We start from the raw sequence: 15,628 nt of genomic DNA on the forward strand, positions 1-15,628 counted from the left end.
CCCCGGTACCCGCCCGGCCTGCCCCGACCGCCCCTCGGGGCCCGGGCGGGTACCGGACCCACCCGTCGCACGTCCCCCGTCTCCCTTCGCACGTGAGGAAACACCCACCGCCCATGAACGACGCGACCCCCTCGCCCGGACCCTGGTCCGAGACGGCCGACCTGGCCCAGCGCAGCCTCGACCACTTCTTCGGCGCGCCCGAGCCGCAGCTGCTGCACAACACCTACCCGGCCGGCGACGACTCGACGTTCAACTACTGGTGGCTGGCCCACGTCATCGACGTCCGCCTGGACGCCTACCACCGCACCGGCGACCCCGCGTGGCTGGCGCTCGCCGAGGCGACCGACGCCAACCTGCGCGGCCGCAACGGGGGGTCGCTGTTCAACGACTACTTCGACGACATGCTCTGGTACGCCCTCGCGCTGGAGCGCCTGGCGCGGGCCACGGGCCGCAGCGGGCCGCTGGACGACGCCCGCGCGATCTGGGAGCACGTCGTCGAGCACGGGTGGAACGACACGCTCGGGGCGAGCGTGGCGTGGCGCAAGCAGCAGCCGTACTACAAGAACACGCCCGCCAACGGGCCGTTCGTGATCCTCTCGGCGCGGCTGCACGCGCACGACGCGCAGCCGCGGTACCTCGCGCACGGGCGCGCGTCGTTCGACTGGATCACGCGCACGCTCGTCGGCCCGGACGGGTTCGTCGAGGACGGCATCAACCGCGAGGGTGACGGGCGCGTCGACACCCCGTGGCGGTTCACCTACAACCAGGGCCTGTACGTCGGCGCCGCGGTGGCGCTGGACGCCGTCGCGCCCGAGCAGGACCTGGTCGACCGCGCGGTGCGCACCGCGACGACGGCGCTGCGCGAGCTCGCGCCCGACGGCGTCGTCGGCAAGGAGGGCGGCGGGGGCGACGAGGGCCTGTTCAAGGGCGTGCTCTACCGCTACCTGGGCACGCTGCTCGACCGCCTCGGTCACGACGCGCCTGAGGCCGCGCCCCTGCTCGCCTTCGTCCGCAGGAGCACCGACCTGCTCGCGCGGACCGGTCGCCACGGCGACCACCTGCTGGCCGGGGACGACTGGCGCGAGCCCGCACGGCTGCCCGTGCACTACTCGACCCAGCTCAGCGCGGTCATGGCGCTCGAGCTGCGCGCCGCGCTCGAGGCCGTGGCCCCGGTGACCGGCGCGGCGGCGCGATAGATTCTCCGCACGTCATCCACCGGTGAGAGGGCATCCGTGAGCCAACCGCTGTACGTCGAGGTGTACGAGCGCCTGCGCGAGCAGATCCACGCGGGCACGTACGGTGTCGGCGACCGGATGCCCCCGGAGGCCGAGCTGACCAAGCAGCTCGGGGTCAGCGCGATCACGCTCAAGCGCGCGATGGACCTGCTGCGCGCCGACGGCTACATCACGCGGCGGCCGCGGCTCGGCACGGTGGTCGTCAGCACGACGGCGACCGCGGGTCCCGGCGAGCAGAGCGGTCCCGCGCCGCTGGTCGGCTGCGTGCTCACCGACTTCGACGACACCTTCGGCACGCGCGTGCTGGCCGGTCTGCTCGACGCGTCGGGCACGGCGGCCAACCTGGTGGTCAAGCGCAGCCTGGGTGACGGCGCGGCCGAGGGCGACCTCGTGCGCGCCCTGGTCGCGGACGGCGTGCAGGGCCTGATCCTCGAGCCCAGCTCGTCGCAGTACGTGCCGCCCGCCGTGCTCGAGCTCGTCGCGCGGTCGTTCCCCGTCGCGATCCTCGACCGGGTGTTCGACGGGGTGCCCGTGTCGTCGGTGTGCTCCGACAACGTGTCGGCCGGCCGGCAGGCGGCCGAGGTCCTGTTCGCCTCGGGGTACGAGAGCATCGGTCTGGTGTCGGCGGCGAGCACGGTCTCGACGGTGCAGGACCGGCTCGACGGCGTCGTCGCGGCGCACGCGACCCGGCACGTCCCGTTCGACCCCGCGCACCAGTTCCGGCGGGTGCGGTCCACCGTGCCGGGCAGCGGCGTCAAGCCCGACGACGACGTCGCGGAGCTCGAGACGTTCCTCCGCGCCAACCCGGGGCTCACGGGCGTGGTGGCCACGGAGTACAACATCGCGGTGCTGCTGCGCGAGGCGGCGCGACGGGCAGGGCGCAGCGTGCCCGACGACCTCGGGATCGTGTGCTTCGACCACCCCGACGCGTTCTACGACCAGGCCCGCTACCGGTTCACGCACGTGCGGCAGGACGAGACGCGCATGGGCCGCGAGGCGGTCGCCCTGGTGCTCGAGCAGCTGCGTGGCGGGGGACAGGTCACCAAGGTGACGCTCCCGACCGAGCTCGTGCCGGGCAGCTCGACGCGCTGAGACGCCCGGTCAGGCGGTGAGGCGGTCGAGCAGCTCCTCGACGGTGGTGCCCGGCACCGACACGGTCACCTGCGTGCCCCACGGGTCGTCGACCGTGACGGAGCGGCCGTCGTCGGCGAACGGCAGGCCGATCGCACCCAGGCGGGCGGTGAGCGCGTCGAGGTCGTCCCGGCGGGGCACGGTGACCGCGACCTCGCCGAGCCCGAGCCCGGCGGCGCGAGGCCCGGCGCCCGCGCTGTTCCACGTGTTCATCGCGACGTGGTGGTGGTACCCGCCGGCTGACGCGAACAGCGCGCCGGGCACGTCCGTGTACGTGGCCTCGAAGCCCAACGCGTCGACGTAGAACCGGCGCGCCGTGCTGACGTCGCCGACCTGCAGGTGCACGTGCCCCACCCGGCCCGACCGGCGGGGCCTGGCTGTGCGGTCCGCTGCGAGGTCGGCCTCCGTGAGGTGCCCGCGCAGGTACGCGTTCGGGTCGAGGCGGAGCGTGTCCATGAGGATCTGGCCGCCGCGGCGCACCCACTGCTCGCGCGGGCGGTCGGTGTAGAGCTCGACACCGTTGCCCTCCGGGTCGGTGAAGTAGAACGCCTCGCTGACCAGGTGGTCGGCGGAGCCCGTGAACCGGCCCCTGGAGTCCTGCGCGGCGCGGTAGACGGTCGCCGCGAGCGAGGCGGCGTCGTCGAACAGGAACGCCGTGTGGAACAGGCCGGCCTGCCGCCGGTCGCCCGCCGGCAGGTCCGGCGTGTGCGCGAGCCGCAGCATCGGCGTCGTGCCGCGCCCGAGCACGCGGTGCACCGTACGTCCGGTGCCGCGCTCCTCGAGCGGCTCGAGCGCGAACGCCCCGGTGTAGTAGCCGGACATGGTCTCGAGGTCGCCGACGCGCAGCGTCACCGCGTCCATGGCGAGGTCGGAGGGCAGGACCCGCTCGTCGGCGGGCTGGGCGTCGGTCATGGGTGCTCCAGGTCGGGGGTGCTGATATCTCGGGCGGGTGTGCCGGGTGTCTCGGGCGGCGAGCCCGGCTCAGCGGGCGACGGCGAAGCCGCCGGTCCACGGGACGAGCTCGCCGACGGCGAGGGTGAGCTGCAGGAAGCCGACGGCCTCGAGCTCGCGAGCGCGGCTGAGCGGGCCGGCGTCGAGCGCCGTCAGCCCGCCCGCCCGGACGGCGGCGGCGAGAGCCTCCTTGGCGGCGGCGGCGTCCCCCGCGACGAGGACCGTCGTCGGCAGACCGCCCACCTCCTTGGCGCCGAGGGTGGCGGCGAAGGTGGTGTTGAACGCCTTGACGACGTGGCTCTCGGGCAGACGGGCCTGCAGCTCTGCGGCGGCGGAGCCGTCCGCGGGCACGACCAGCGAGTCGAACGTCTCGAAGTCGAGCGGGTTGCTGATGTCGACGACGGTCCGGCCCGCGAGCTGGCCGGCGTAGGTCTCGGCGATCTCGGCCAGCGCGGGGTAGGGGACGGCGAGGACGACGATCTCGCCGGTCACCGGGGCCGTCCCGACCTCGCTGTGCCGGATGTGCTCGACGTCGTTGCCGCCCTCGGCGAGGACGCCGCCGATGGCGGTCCCCATCGCTCCGGTGCCGATGATCGTGATGCGGGCCATGGTGCAGCTCCTCTGCGTTCGTGTCCGGTGTGGTGATGGTTGTACCTACAAGTAAAGACTGTAGACCACTTTGGTTGTAGGTGCAACTAACTGGTAGGGTCGGGGACATGAGCGAGCGACAGCTGCAGTACGAGGAGCGCGTGGCCGTGGCGCGCCTGCACGCGCTCCTCGAGCTGCTGCCGACCGCGCTCGACAAGCAGATGCACCGGGCAGGCCTCACGTCGTTCGAGTTCACGCTGCTCGAGGCGCTCGCGGAGTCCGGCGAGGGCGTGCTGCGCCTCAGCGCGCTCGCGTCGCGCACCAACGCGACGCTCCCGCGCCTGTCCCGTGTCGTCACGGGCCTGGAGCGCAAGGGCCTGGTCCGGCGGGCGCCGTGCGCCGAGGACGCCCGGGCGACGAACGCCGTGCTCACCGACGAGGGGCGCCGGGTGCACGCCGCGGCGGTGCCGCTGTACGCGCAGGCCGTGTCGACGATGGTCCTGGACGGGCTCGACGACGGGGACGTCGGCGAGCTCGCGCGGCTCGCCCTCGCCGTCCTGACCCGGCTCGACCCGGACCGGCGGCTGGCGGTCACCGCGGCGGACGACTGCCCGGCGGACCCGGAGCGCGCGGCGGGGGAGGAGTGCCCCGCCGACCCTCGGCCGGCGGCGCCGGCCGTCGCGGAGTGCCCCGCGGACCCGCCGCCGCTCGCCGAGCAGGAGTGCCCGGCGGATCCGCAGCCGTAGACGGGTGTATTCCGCTCATTCCTCCTGTAGGTTTTGGGTGAATTCACGAGCCTGGGGGCAGTGGCGCGCCCAGGGGGAGGAGCTCGTCGATGTCGATGTCGCGTCGAACCAAGCACGTCCTGATGTCCCTGACGCTCACGCTGGCCGTGATCGCAGGCCTGCAACCCACCGCGTACGCCGGACCACCTGGTGGCCGCCCGGATGACAGCGCTGACATAGCGGCGGCGACCGACGTCGCCCGCGCCCGCGTGGCGTCGGAGGTGCTGCTCGACTCCTACGACCCGGAGAAGGCCTGGTTCCCGTCGAGCTGGTGGAACTCCGCCGTCGCGCTGCAGACCCTGGGCGACTACATGCTGCGCACGGGCGACCGGAGCTACGTCGACGAGCTCGACCACAGCTTCGAGACCAACAAGGGCCCGTTCCCGGCGGGGGAGCGGTCCACCGACGAGATCTACGGCAACTTCACCAGCCGCGCGATCGACGACGCCGGATGGTGGGCGCTCAACTGGGTCACCGCCTACGACCTGACCCGCGAGCAGAAGTACCTCGACATGGCCGAGACGATCGGCGAGTTCATGCTCGGGTTCTGGGACCCGAGCACGTGCGGCGGCGGTATCTGGTGGAACGAGGAGCGCACCTACAAGAACGCCGTGACCAACGGGCAGTGGGTGCGGCTCACCGCAGAGCTGCACAACCGCATCCCGGGTGACACCGCCTGGCTCGACCGGTCGCTCGAGGCCTGGGACTGGTACCAGGCCAGCGGCATGATCAACGACGACGGTCTGGTCAACGACGGCCTCACCGACGACTGCGCGAGCAACGGCGACACCGTGTGGACCTACAACCAGGGCCTGGCGATCGGCGCTCCGCTGGAGCTGTACCGGGCCACGGGCGACGCCGACCTGCTCGCCGAGTCCCGGCGCCTGGCCGACGCCGCGCTCGACTCTCCGCTGGTCGTCGACGGCGTGCTCACCGAGTCGTGCGACGCCCTGGACCGCTCCTGCGACGACAACCAGAAGCAGTTCAAGGGCATCTTCATGCGGTACCTCATGGACCTCGCCGACACCACGGGCGACGACCGGTACCGCACGTTCGCCGCCGCGCAGGCGGAGACCGTCTGGGCAAACGACCGCGACTCCTCCGAGCGGCTCGGCCAGCGCTGGGCGGGTGGCACGAGCGCGGAGCACCCGAACGTCTTCGACTGGCGCACCCAGGCCAGCGCCCTCAGCGCCCTGATCGCGGACGTGCCGCAGGACGCCCCGGGCCGGTCGCTCTCGGCCACCATGACCCCGGACCAGCTCGCCGTCCTGCCCAGCCCGGGCGCGCGGTCGGCCGTGCGGACGGCCGTCGAGGTCGCCGCGACCTCGGACCACCGCCGCCCGACGCGTGTCGACGTGCGGGTCGAGGCCCCCCGCGGCTGGGCGGTGCGGCCCGCGCGCAGCCACGTCGTGCTGCGTACCACCGGTGACGGCACGCCGGCCCGGGCGACCGTGCCGCTCGATGTGACGATCCCCGCCGGGACCCCGGACGGGAGCTACCCGCTCACCGTCACCGTCACGTCGCGCCCGGGCCTGACGTGGACGACGCGCGCGACCGTGCAGGTCGCGAGCGTGGTCGACTTCGACGCGGGCAGCACGCAGGAGGTCGCGTGGCTGTGGGACGCGGGCGGGTCGGGCCTGAGCCAGGCCGGCAGCCGGTTCGCCGACGGCACGAGCCGGTTCGTCTACCGGTTCCCGTTCCCGGCCGAGACGACCGCCGCCGAGGCGACGCTCACCGTCGACAACCAGTACGTCGTCGCCCTGAGCGGGGACGGCGAGGACTGGACCGTGGTGCTCGAGGAGGACGAGGAGATCCGTGACGGCTCGAACCGGGCCGACCACACCCTCGACCTCACGCCGTACCTGGGCGACGACAAGGCGGTCTACGTCCGCGTGACCGACGCGTTCCCGGCCGACGGCTGGGGCGGCGGCGTCTACCACGTGACCGCCACCTACACCACCCCCTGACCCCACCCACCCTGCCGAGGTAGTCACGTGGCGAGGTAGTACTACTTCGCCACGTGACTACCTCGGCAGGGCAGGATGGGGGCATGAGCGAAGCTGATGTGACCGCCGTCGTCGCCGAGGTCGAGGCCCAGGAGGCGGCACTCGTGCTGCCCGAGTTCACGCACGAGCAGGCCTGGGCGCTCGGGGTGCGGCTCGTGGAGCTGGCGACCGAGCGTGACCTGCCCGTCACCGTCGACATCCGCAAGGGGACCCAGCAGGTGTTCCACGCGGCACGGCCCGGGACGACGCCCGACAACGACACGTGGGTCGAGCGCAAGGTGCGGGTGGTCTACCGGTTCGGTGCGTCGTCCTACCTGGTGGGGCTCCGGGCGCGCGCGAAGGGCGGCGACTTCAACGCCGACCACGGGCTGCCGCTGCAGGAGTACGCCGCCCACGGCGGCGCCGTGCCGGTGCGCGTGCGGGGCGTCGGGATCGTCGGCGTCGTGACCGTCTCGGGGCTCGCGCAGCAGGACGACCATGCTCTCGTCGTCGAGGCGCTGCGAGAGCTGGCCGGCTGAGCGCCGGCCGACCGATGGGGAGTTCTGTCCATCGCCTGACCTGCGAGGACGTCGCTACTCTCCGTCCAGAAGAGGTGGGGGCGCCACTGTGGCGTCGGACCGGACAGGAGGCTGGCGATGGCTGATCTGCGGGTTGATCTGGATGCGGTGCGGGAGCTGGGTTCGAGTCTGACGGTGGTGGCGGACGAGTTCGAGGGTGCGAACGCGAACAGTGATCGGATCGCGGGTGCGGTGGGTCATGAGGGTCTGGCGGGTGTGGTGCGCGATTTCGCGCACAAGTGGGATGACACGCGGGGGAAGATGACCGAGAACCTGCGCAAGCTGGCTGAGGCCTCGACGCAGGTGGCGCAGGCGTTCACCGAGGTCGACTCCGAGCTGGGTAAGGCGATGGAGGGTAAGGAGTGAGGCCGTCGGATTGGTCGCCGGTGGGGTTGGATGCGGATCCGACGCCGGGTGATCCGGTGCTGGTGCTGGCGGGTGGGCAGGAGTACCAGGAGGTGGCCCGCTCGATCGACAACGCCGCGGGGGCGATGAGTCGTCTTGATGTGGCCGGGACGGTGTCCAAGGCGGTGGATGCGTTGATGGGTGCCAAGGAGGACACCATCAGCGAGATCCGTCAGGCGCATGCGCGGTATGTGGCCGCCGGTGAGGCGTTGGTGGGGTATGCGGGGGCGTTGGAGCGGGTGCAGGCCGAGACTCTGGCGGCGTTGGGTCGGGCGCGGGATGCGCAGGATCAGGCGCAGGCTGCCAGTGGGTCGCGGGATCGGTGGCAGGAGCTGGCCGATGGTGCGAAGGATCCGGTGGAGAAGCAGGAGTTTGCGCGTAAGGCGTCCCAGGCGGGTGATCAGGCCGCGCAGGCGCAGGGTGTGGTCTCTGGGGCCAGGTCGACGATCGAGTCGGCGGTCTCGGACCGGGACCGGGCGGCGGGTGCGGCGATGGATCGGATCGAGGAGATCACCTCGTCTGATGATCTGAATGACAGCTGGTGGGACAACTGGGGTTCGAAGCTGGTTGCGGCGATCGCGGATATCGCGGACATGGTCTCCACGATCGCGGGGGTGCTGGCGATCGTGGTGGCGTTCATCCCGGTGGTGGGGCAGGCGTTGGCGGGGGTGTTGATCGTGATCGCGGCGGTCGCGGCGATCGTCAGTGCGGTGGCGAACATCACGTTGGCGGCCACGGGTGAGCGGTCGTGGGCCGAGGCGGGGATCGCGATCGCGGGTGCGGCGTTGTCTCTGATCGGTCTGGGTGGTGCGGCGAAGGCTGCGATGGGGCTGTCGAAGTCCATCGCCAAGGGGGCGTTCAAGCAGGGGATGAAGAAGGGGTGGTGCAAGCTCGGGTTCGGGGCCTGCTTCGTGGCCGGGACCCCGGTGCTGACCGTGGACGGTCCCAGGCCGATCGAGGAGATCCGGGTCGGGGACAAGGTCTGGACCCGCAACCTGGACACCGGCACGGACGAGCTGGCGCTGGTGGCCGAGACGTTCGTGCACCAGACCCTGGTGCTGTACCACCTGACCATCGGCGGGCAGGTTGTCTCGACCACGGCCGAGCACCCGTTCATGACGCCGGATCGTGGGTGGCAGATGGCGGGCAACCTGCGTGTGGGGGACGTCCTGGTCACTGTCGAGGGGACCGCGACCGTGCAGGCCGTCGAGGTCGAGGAGCGCGATCTGGTCGACATCGAGCAGGTCTACAACTTCCACGTCGAGAACACCCATACCTACTACGTCCTGGCCGGAGACCTCCCGGTCCTGGTCCACAACAACCACGCGGGAGGCGTCGCCGACGACGCGACCGAGATCGTCTCGAAGAAGGCCGACAAGTGGTTCACGACCCAGGACGACGCGCGGAACGCCGTGCTGGATGCGCACAACGTCAGCGACAAGTCGCTGGTCGAGAGTCAGGTCATGTACGGCAACTACCCGAACATCAGAGGGCCCAAGGGTGAGCCGTGGGAGCGGCTGGAGGCCATCGACGACAACGGAAATCTCGTGCAGATCGACCATCACTCGAACGGGCACTACTTCTCCGACACGAACGAGTACGCGCTCCCGCACTACCACGCGCCCGAGGGCCACTACTTCTACGGAGACACGCGGATATGGTGACCGACATGCGGATCGACAGCGACGCCCTGGGCAGGCTGCTCCACTGGCCGGAGCACACGTGGCAGAGCCTGCCTCCCGCGCTGTGGCTGCCGGCAGACCCCGACGACGAACCACGGCTGCTCGCGTCGTTGGGTGCGGCGTGGGGCTCGTTCGGCTGGTACGGCCTGGGCTCGTGGTTCGCGCCCGTCTCTGCTCCGGAGGGTCCGGCCGGTCTTGCCGACCGGTACGACGGTCTCGCACGGGAGCTGATCGCCGAGGCATCGCTGACCACACCGCGCGGCCTGCGGGTCCGGTCCGAGTGGGGTGCGCTCGACCCCGGGTCGGGGCGCCTGCACGACTTCGTCTCGGCGGCCCGCAACGCTCGCGGCAGCGGCTCCGCGCTCGCCGTCCTGGCGCACGACGCCTCCGCCCGCACCTGGTATGCGGCGTCCACGGCGATCCTGCACCGCGGACTGCTGGCTCTGGGCGGGCTCGCCGGTGACGATCGCGGGCTGGCGGACCGGAATGCGTCGCTCAGCTATCTCGCCGCCGCGGACGCGGCGGGTTTCGCCGCCGTCCTCCCGTTGGACAACCACCCGTGGGGCGGGCTCGTCGTCGCGGGCGGTGAGGACCTCCTGACCGTGCTGACCGGTCTCCTGCCGGATGATCTCCCCGGGATCGCCGATGTCACGCCGCAGGACGTCGTGTCCCGTGCCGGAGGCATCGCGGTGTGACCGCGGCGAGGCCGACGGCGAGCGCCGACGAGCTGATCGCCGCAGGTGGACTGGTTCCGCCGGCGCAGCCGTACGACGGGGAGCAGGTGGAGGAGGCGCCGGAGAGCCGCCTCCCGCAGGACTTCCGAGAGCTGCTGGACGCGGGCGGCGACGTCGGACACCGCGACGGCGAGGAGTGGCGTCGGGTCGGTCCGCGGGCCACCGAGCGGGGATCGCCCGCGGTGAGCCGGTGACGACGACGGCGGGGCCGCGGGGCGTGCCCTCTCCGGTTCGTGGCCGTGTCGTCGTGGCCGGGTCGTCGCGGCCGTGGGCGCGTCAGCTCGTGGTTGCCGCGACGTCGCGCACCCAGGACGAGCCCTCCGGGCGGAAGCCGACCCCGCGCAGGTAGGCCTCGTCACCGTGCGCCGCGTGCGGCACCACCACGCGGTCGAACCCCTTGGCCGCGAAGATGCCGCTGCGCCGGTACACGAACTCGCCGGGTGTCAGGTCGCGGAAGCGCCGGGTCACCCAGTCCAGCGCGACGACGGCGTCGCCGTCCCCGCCGTCGCGCACCTCCACGACACCGACGGTCTCGTCGCCACGCTGCACGAGGAACGCCGACCGCTCCTCGCCGGGACCGGGCTCGGCCTCGAACTGCGGCGCGAACCGCGCGATGTCGGCCGCGTGGGTGCGCAGCACGTGCAGCAGGTAGGCGTCGTCGGGGGCGACCTCGACGACCTCGTAGACGGCGGCGTCGTGCCGCTCGCGACCGAGCCGCCACAGCCAGTAGACGTTGATGAGGCTGATGGCGGCGTTCATGGCGACGAACGGCCAGATGCCGAGGATCGCGTTGTACGTGGTCGCGACGAGCGAGCCGGTGAGGTTGAGCCAGCGGAAGCGCAGCACGTGTGCCTGCGTGAGGGACAGCACGACGAGGGCCGAACCGACCCACCCGCCGATCTCGAGCCAGGGGAGCATGCCCCGACCTTAGGCGAACCGCGGGTCGGGCCTCACCACGACCAGCCTCGGGAGCTGAGCTCCAGCTCCTCCCGCAGCCGCTCGCCGGCCCCGGCGTGGCCGCCGGCGCGCAGCGGGGCGACGTCGGCGGGCAGACCGGCCAGGCGGCACGCCTCGCGCAGGAGCGAGTCGTACGCGCTCTGCACCGCCAGCCAGTGGTGGGCGCGTGCGTAGAGGTCGGTGTCGTTCTCGATGCGGCGCAGCTCGTCGGCGAGCTCACCCAGCCGGACCTGCAGCCGGAGGGTGGCCAGCGGGTCGGGCGCGGGTCTGCGCGCTCGGAAGGGCCAGGTCATGCGGGTCACCGCCACGTCGTCGTCGCGGAATGGTCTCTCTCCCAGGGTAGGAGCGTCTGGCGTCCGGAGCCACGGGACTCCGGCGCGGTACCTCTGCGCGGGCAGGACCGTGAACGCCCATAAACTCCCGCTATGAACACATTGGGTGGGAAAGTTGTGGGTGGGGATGCCGTGGGCGAGGAGGTGGACGGACCTGCCGCGGCAGGGGCACAGGTGCTGCCCGCCGCTGTCCGCGGCCTGCCTCATGCCGCGCTGGGCTGGCTGGACCGGTTCCGCGAGCAGGCGCTCGACGAGGGCGTCCCGGAGGACGACGTCGACCGGTGGTTCGCGCTGGCGCGACCGGCGATGCGCTCGGCGCCCGACGGCGGCGGCACCGTGGTCGGCCGGCTCGGCAGCCCGGTGCTGCTGCCGCCTGACGCGCCCACGCCCGCTACGGTGTACGGCTCGGGCCTGCGGACCGAGCACCAGCTCGTCGTGACGCTCGACCTCGCGGCGATCGCCCCGGGCGCGACCGACCTGCCGCTGCCCCGGGACGGCCACCTGCTGCTGTTCGCGAACCTCGAGCTCGAGGACGACCTGCTGGAGGGCGGCGCCGTGCACGTGCCCGCCGGTGCGCCGGTCGAGGAGCGCGACGTCGAGCCCGACTACGAGCCGTACGGGTACGACTCCCCGCAGGCCGTCGACGAGGAGCTGCGCCGCAGCCCCGACCTGCGGCTGGTCCCCTCGGTGTCACTTCCCGCGTGCTCGCTCGACCCGGAGATCGAGGCCGCGCACCCCTTCGCGGAGACGCTGCAGGAGATCTGGGCCGAGCTGACCGAGGACAGCGGCGAGTGGCAGCTCGGTGGCCATGCCGACAACTTCGACGACTACGGCGACCCGGCCCGCCGTTCCGCGAGCCACGGGCCCTCCGGGGCCGGGACCCGCCCGGAGGACTGGGTCCTGCTCGCGCAGTGGTACGGGGTGCCGATGGGCGTCGTCTACTGGACGATCCCGCGTCAGGACCTCGAGTCGTGCCGCTTCGACCGGGTGCTCGTGCAGCTCTACGCCAACCCCTGACGGTCCCCGCCGCCGGCCCGCACATCGACTCGAACACGCGTTCGAGTACCATGGTGGTATGTCGGCCGCCCTGCCCGGTGCCGCGCCCGGTGCCACGATCCTGCACGCCGACTTGGACGCGTTCTACGCGTCGGTCGAGCAGCTGCTGGACCCCGCGCTGCGCGGGCGGCCGGTCGCGGTCGGCGGCGGTCCTCGGGGCGGCGTGGTGCTCGCCGCGTCGTACGAGGCCAAGGCGCGCGGGGTCCAGGGCGGGATGCCGGGCTGGCGGGCGGCCCGGCTCTGCCCGGACCTCGTCTTCGTGCGGGGCCACTTCGGCGAGTACCAGCGGCTGGGCGACGCGGTGATGGACGTGCTGGCCGACGTCACACCGGCCCTCGAGCGCATCTCGATCGACGAGGCGTTCCTCGACGTCTCGGGGGCCACGCACTTGTTCGGCCCGCCGGCCGCGATCGGCGCACGGATCCGTGAGCGCGTCCGCGCCGAGGTGGGGCTGCCCATCTCGGTCGGCGCGGCGCGGACCAAGCACCTGGCGAAGATCGCCTCCCAGGTGGCCAAGCCGGACGGTCTGGTGGTCGTCGACCCGGGCGGCGAGCGGGCCTTCCTCGACCCCCTGCCCGTCGAGCTGATCTGGGGCGTCGGGCCGGTGAACGAGCAGCGGCTCGCGGACCTCGGCATCCGGACGATCGGCGAGCTGGCGCGCACGCCGTCGTCGGCCGTGGAGCACATCCTCGGGCGCGGCGTCGGGCAGAAGATCAGCGCGATGGCGCGCGACGAGGACGCCCGCCGGGTCGTGACCAGCCGGCGCGCGCGTTCGGTGGGGGCGCAGTCGGCCCTGAGCCGCCGGGCGCCCGATCCTGACGGCGTCCGTGCGGTGCTCGCGCACCTCGCCGACCGCGTGTCCCGGCGCCTGCGGGCCAAGGGTCGTGCGGGCCGCACCGTGACGGTCGCGGTGCGGTTCACGGGCATGCGGCGCTCGACACGCGCGCTCACGCTGCCGGTGCCCGTCTGCGCCACGCTCACCCTGACCGAGATCGCGGTACGCCTGGCCTGGTCGGCGATCGACGACGCCGGTCCGTGCGAGATCACGCTGCTGGGCGTCTCGGTGTCGAACGTCGTGGACCAGACGGCGGTCCAGCTCGAGCTCGACCTGGAACCGCCCGACCCGTGGCGGCCGGGTTCCCGACCCGGGGCGGCGCGCAGCGCTGTCGACGAGTCGGTCGACGCGATCCGGACACGGTTCGGCGCGGACTCGGTGGGCTACCTGCCCGCGGTCCTGCGCCCTGGCGGCGCCGTGCCGGACGAGTTCCGCGAGCTGGCCGAGCACGACCTGTGAGCGCGACCTGTGAGCGCGTGCCTCAGTCCGGCGCGTGCAGCGCCGCCAGGATTCCTTCGCCGTAGCGGTCGAGCTTCGCCCGGCCGACGCCGCTGATCCCGCCCAGTGCGTCCAGGTCCGCGGGGCGCTCGGTCGCGACGGCCCGCAGCGTCGCGTCGTGGAACACCACGTAGGCGGGCACACCCTGTTCCTTGGCCGTGGCGGCGCGCCAGGCACGCAGGCGCTCGAAGACGGCCTGGTCGCCGTCCGAGAGCGCCGCGGCCTCGGCGCGAGCGCCGCCCGACCGGCTCGTGGTGCGGCCCTGCGGGCGTGGGTCGTGCCGCAGGGGCACCTCGCGCCGTCGGCCCAGCACGTCGCCGCTGGCCTCGGTGAGCAGCAGCGTGCCGTGCGCCGGGTCGACCTCGAGCAGGCCCTGGGCGAGGAGCTGGCGCGCCACCGACCGCCACTGCGCCTCCGGCAGGTCGTCGCCGACGCCGAACACCGTCAGCTCGTCGTGCCGCCACTGCGTGATCTTGGGCGTGGCCTTACCACGCAGGATGTCGACGACGTGCCCGACGCCGAACCGCTGGTTGCGCTCGCGCTCCAGCCGGTAGACCGCCGAGAGGAGCTTCTGCGCCGCGATCGTGCCGTCCCAGGCCTGGGGCGGGTTCTGGCACGTGTCGCACGCACCGCAGCCGCCCGGGTGGTCCTGGCCGAAGTACCGCAGCAGCTGGGCACGGCGGCACTCCACGGTCTCGCACAGCGCGAGCATCGCGTCGAGGTGGGCCGCGAGCCTGCGGCGGTGGGCGGCGTCGCCGTCGGACTCCGCGATCATCCGGCGCTGCTGCACCACGTCGGACAGCCCGTACGCGAGCCACGCCGTCGACGGCAGGCCGTCGCGCCCTGCGCGGCCGGTCTCCTGGTAGTAGCCCTCGACGGACTTGGGCAGGTCGAGGTGCGCCACGAACCGGACGTCGGGCTTGTCGATGCCCATGCCGAACGCGATGGTCGCGACCATGACCACGCCGTCCTCGCGCAGGAAGGTGGCCTGGTGGGCGGCCCGCACGTCGGACGGCAGGCCCGCGTGGTAGGGCAGCGCGCGGACACCGTTCTCGACGAGCTGCTGCGCGGTCTTCTCCACCGAGGCGCGCGACAGGCAGTACACGATGCCCGCGTCGCCCGCGTGCTCGGCACGCAGCAGGTCGAGCAGCTGCCGGAACGGGTTGTCCTTGGGGACGATCCGGTAGGTGATGTTGGGCCGGTCGAAGCTCGCCACGAAGTGCCTGGCCTCGGTGAGCGCGAGGCGGGTGGCGATCTCCTCGTGCGTCTGACGCGTGGCCGTCGCGGTCAGCGCGATGCGCGGCACGCCGGGCCACCGCTCGGCCAGCTCGCCGAGCCGCAGGTAGTCGGGCCGGAAGTCGTGGCCCCACTGGGAGACGCAGTGCGCCTCGTCGATGGCGAACAGGGCGATCGTGCCCTCGTCGAGCAGCCGGGCCGTCGACGGGACGCCGAGACGCTCGGGGGCGAGGTAGAGCAGGTCGAGCTCGCCCGCCCGGTACGCGCGCTCGACCTCGCGGCGCTCGTCGGGGTTCTGGGTCGAGTTGAGGAACCCGGCCCGGACGCCGAGCGTTTCCAGCGCGTCCACCTGGTCCTGCATGAGGGCGATGAGCGGGGAGACCACGACGCCCGTGCCGCGACGCACGAGGGCGGGGATCTGGTAGCACAGCGACTTGCCGCCGCCCGTGGGCATGAGCACGAGGGCGTCGCCGCCCGCGACGACCGTGTCGATGATCTGCTGCTGCTCTCCACGGAACGCCTCGTAGCCGAAGACGGTGCGCAGCACCTCCAGCGGCGTCGGCGCCACGGCGAGCGCGGGGGCGGTCGGTGCGGCGTCGGGCTCGGTCATGGCGGCCAGTGTGCCAGGTGCCGCTGACAC

16 protein-coding genes are annotated in these 15,628 nt (G+C 72.7%); 11 read left to right on the plus strand and 5 right to left on the minus strand.

Features of this window, described 5'->3' with window-relative positions:
• Positions 1-113 precede the first annotated feature (113 nt).
• Positions 114-1,196, plus strand: coding sequence for a glycoside hydrolase family 76 protein (locus tag HLB15_RS05450; protein WP_171104289.1), 1,083 nt, complete (start codon positions 114-116; stop codon positions 1,194-1,196).
• A gap of 36 nt (positions 1,197-1,232) precedes the next feature.
• Positions 1,233-2,327, plus strand: coding sequence for a GntR family transcriptional regulator (locus HLB15_RS05455; protein ID WP_171104290.1), 1,095 nt, complete (start codon positions 1,233-1,235; stop codon positions 2,325-2,327).
• Positions 2,328-2,336: 9 nt separating this feature from the next.
• On the opposite strand, the gene HLB15_RS05460 is transcribed toward HLB15_RS05455, so the two are convergent.
• Positions 2,337-3,278 (minus strand): VOC family protein, encoded by a 942-nt coding sequence (locus tag HLB15_RS05460; protein ID WP_171104291.1) that lies wholly within the window; start codon positions 3,276-3,278, stop codon positions 2,337-2,339.
• A 69-nt stretch (positions 3,279-3,347) separates the two neighbouring features.
• Positions 3,348-3,926 carry an NADPH-dependent F420 reductase gene (locus tag HLB15_RS05465; RefSeq protein ID WP_171104292.1) on the minus strand — a complete coding sequence of 193 codons (579 nt, stop codon included), beginning with the start codon at positions 3,924-3,926 and terminating at the stop codon, positions 3,348-3,350.
• A gap of 107 nt (positions 3,927-4,033) precedes the next feature.
• On the opposite strand from HLB15_RS05465, the gene HLB15_RS05470 reads away from it, so the two are divergent.
• The 7 genes from HLB15_RS05470 to HLB15_RS05500 all read left to right on the plus strand — a co-directional run bounded on the left by HLB15_RS05470 (position 4,034) and on the right by HLB15_RS05500 (position 10,268).
• Positions 4,034-4,651: a MarR family winged helix-turn-helix transcriptional regulator gene (locus HLB15_RS05470; RefSeq protein WP_171104293.1), complete on the plus strand. Its 618-nt coding sequence runs from the start codon at positions 4,034-4,036 to the stop codon at positions 4,649-4,651.
• An 89-nt stretch (positions 4,652-4,740) separates the two neighbouring features.
• Positions 4,741-6,657, plus strand: a complete 1,917-nt coding sequence (locus HLB15_RS05475; RefSeq protein ID WP_171104294.1) for a glycoside hydrolase family 76 protein — start codon at positions 4,741-4,743, stop codon at positions 6,655-6,657.
• An 83-nt stretch (positions 6,658-6,740) separates the two neighbouring features.
• On the plus strand, positions 6,741-7,214 hold the full coding sequence (locus tag HLB15_RS05480) for a heme-degrading domain-containing protein (protein ID WP_171104295.1): 474 nt from the start codon (positions 6,741-6,743) through the stop codon (positions 7,212-7,214).
• 117 nt (positions 7,215-7,331) lie between these two features.
• On the plus strand, positions 7,332-7,619 hold the full coding sequence (locus HLB15_RS05485) for a hypothetical protein (protein ID WP_171104296.1): 288 nt from the start codon (positions 7,332-7,334) through the stop codon (positions 7,617-7,619).
• The gene (locus HLB15_RS24710) at positions 7,616-9,322 is read left to right on the plus strand and encodes a polymorphic toxin-type HINT domain-containing protein (protein ID WP_171104297.1); all 1,707 of its coding nucleotides are present in this window, start codon (positions 7,616-7,618) and stop codon (positions 9,320-9,322) included. Before HLB15_RS05485 ends, HLB15_RS24710 begins: the two co-directional genes overlap by 4 nt.
• Positions 9,323-9,327: 5 nt before the next feature.
• Positions 9,328-10,035: a hypothetical protein gene (locus HLB15_RS05495; RefSeq protein WP_171104298.1), complete on the plus strand. Its 708-nt coding sequence runs from the start codon at positions 9,328-9,330 to the stop codon at positions 10,033-10,035.
• Complete coding sequence (locus HLB15_RS05500; RefSeq protein WP_171104299.1) at positions 10,032-10,268, plus strand: hypothetical protein; 237 nt, start codon at positions 10,032-10,034, stop codon at positions 10,266-10,268. Before HLB15_RS05495 ends, HLB15_RS05500 begins: the two co-directional genes overlap by 4 nt.
• Positions 10,269-10,350: 82 nt before the next feature.
• Here HLB15_RS05500 and HLB15_RS05505 read toward each other — a convergent pair whose 3' ends face one another.
• The gene (locus tag HLB15_RS05505) at positions 10,351-10,992 is read right to left on the minus strand and encodes a hypothetical protein (RefSeq protein ID WP_171104300.1); all 642 of its coding nucleotides are present in this window, start codon (positions 10,990-10,992) and stop codon (positions 10,351-10,353) included.
• Between the two features lie 32 nt (positions 10,993-11,024).
• Positions 11,025-11,324 carry a hypothetical protein gene (locus HLB15_RS05510; RefSeq protein ID WP_171104301.1) on the minus strand — a complete coding sequence of 100 codons (300 nt, stop codon included), beginning with the start codon at positions 11,322-11,324 and terminating at the stop codon, positions 11,025-11,027.
• Between the two features lie 132 nt (positions 11,325-11,456).
• Here HLB15_RS05510 and HLB15_RS05515 point away from each other — a divergent pair, with 132 nt between their 5' ends.
• Positions 11,457-12,380 (plus strand): DUF1963 domain-containing protein, encoded by a 924-nt coding sequence (locus HLB15_RS05515; RefSeq protein WP_171104302.1) that lies wholly within the window; start codon positions 11,457-11,459, stop codon positions 12,378-12,380.
• 58 nt (positions 12,381-12,438) lie between these two features.
• Positions 12,439-13,713, plus strand: a complete 1,275-nt coding sequence (gene dinB / locus HLB15_RS05520) for a DNA polymerase IV (RefSeq protein ID WP_171104303.1) — start codon at positions 12,439-12,441, stop codon at positions 13,711-13,713.
• A 22-nt stretch (positions 13,714-13,735) separates the two neighbouring features.
• On the opposite strand, the gene recQ is transcribed toward dinB, so the two are convergent.
• Positions 13,736-15,598 carry a DNA helicase RecQ gene (gene recQ / locus HLB15_RS05525; RefSeq protein WP_171104304.1) on the minus strand — a complete coding sequence of 621 codons (1,863 nt, stop codon included), beginning with the start codon at positions 15,596-15,598 and terminating at the stop codon, positions 13,736-13,738.
• Positions 15,599-15,628: the final 30 nt, after the last annotated feature.

The organism is Promicromonospora citrea, assembly GCF_013004695.1.
GTDB lineage: Bacteria > Actinomycetota > Actinomycetes > Actinomycetales > Cellulomonadaceae > Promicromonospora > Promicromonospora citrea.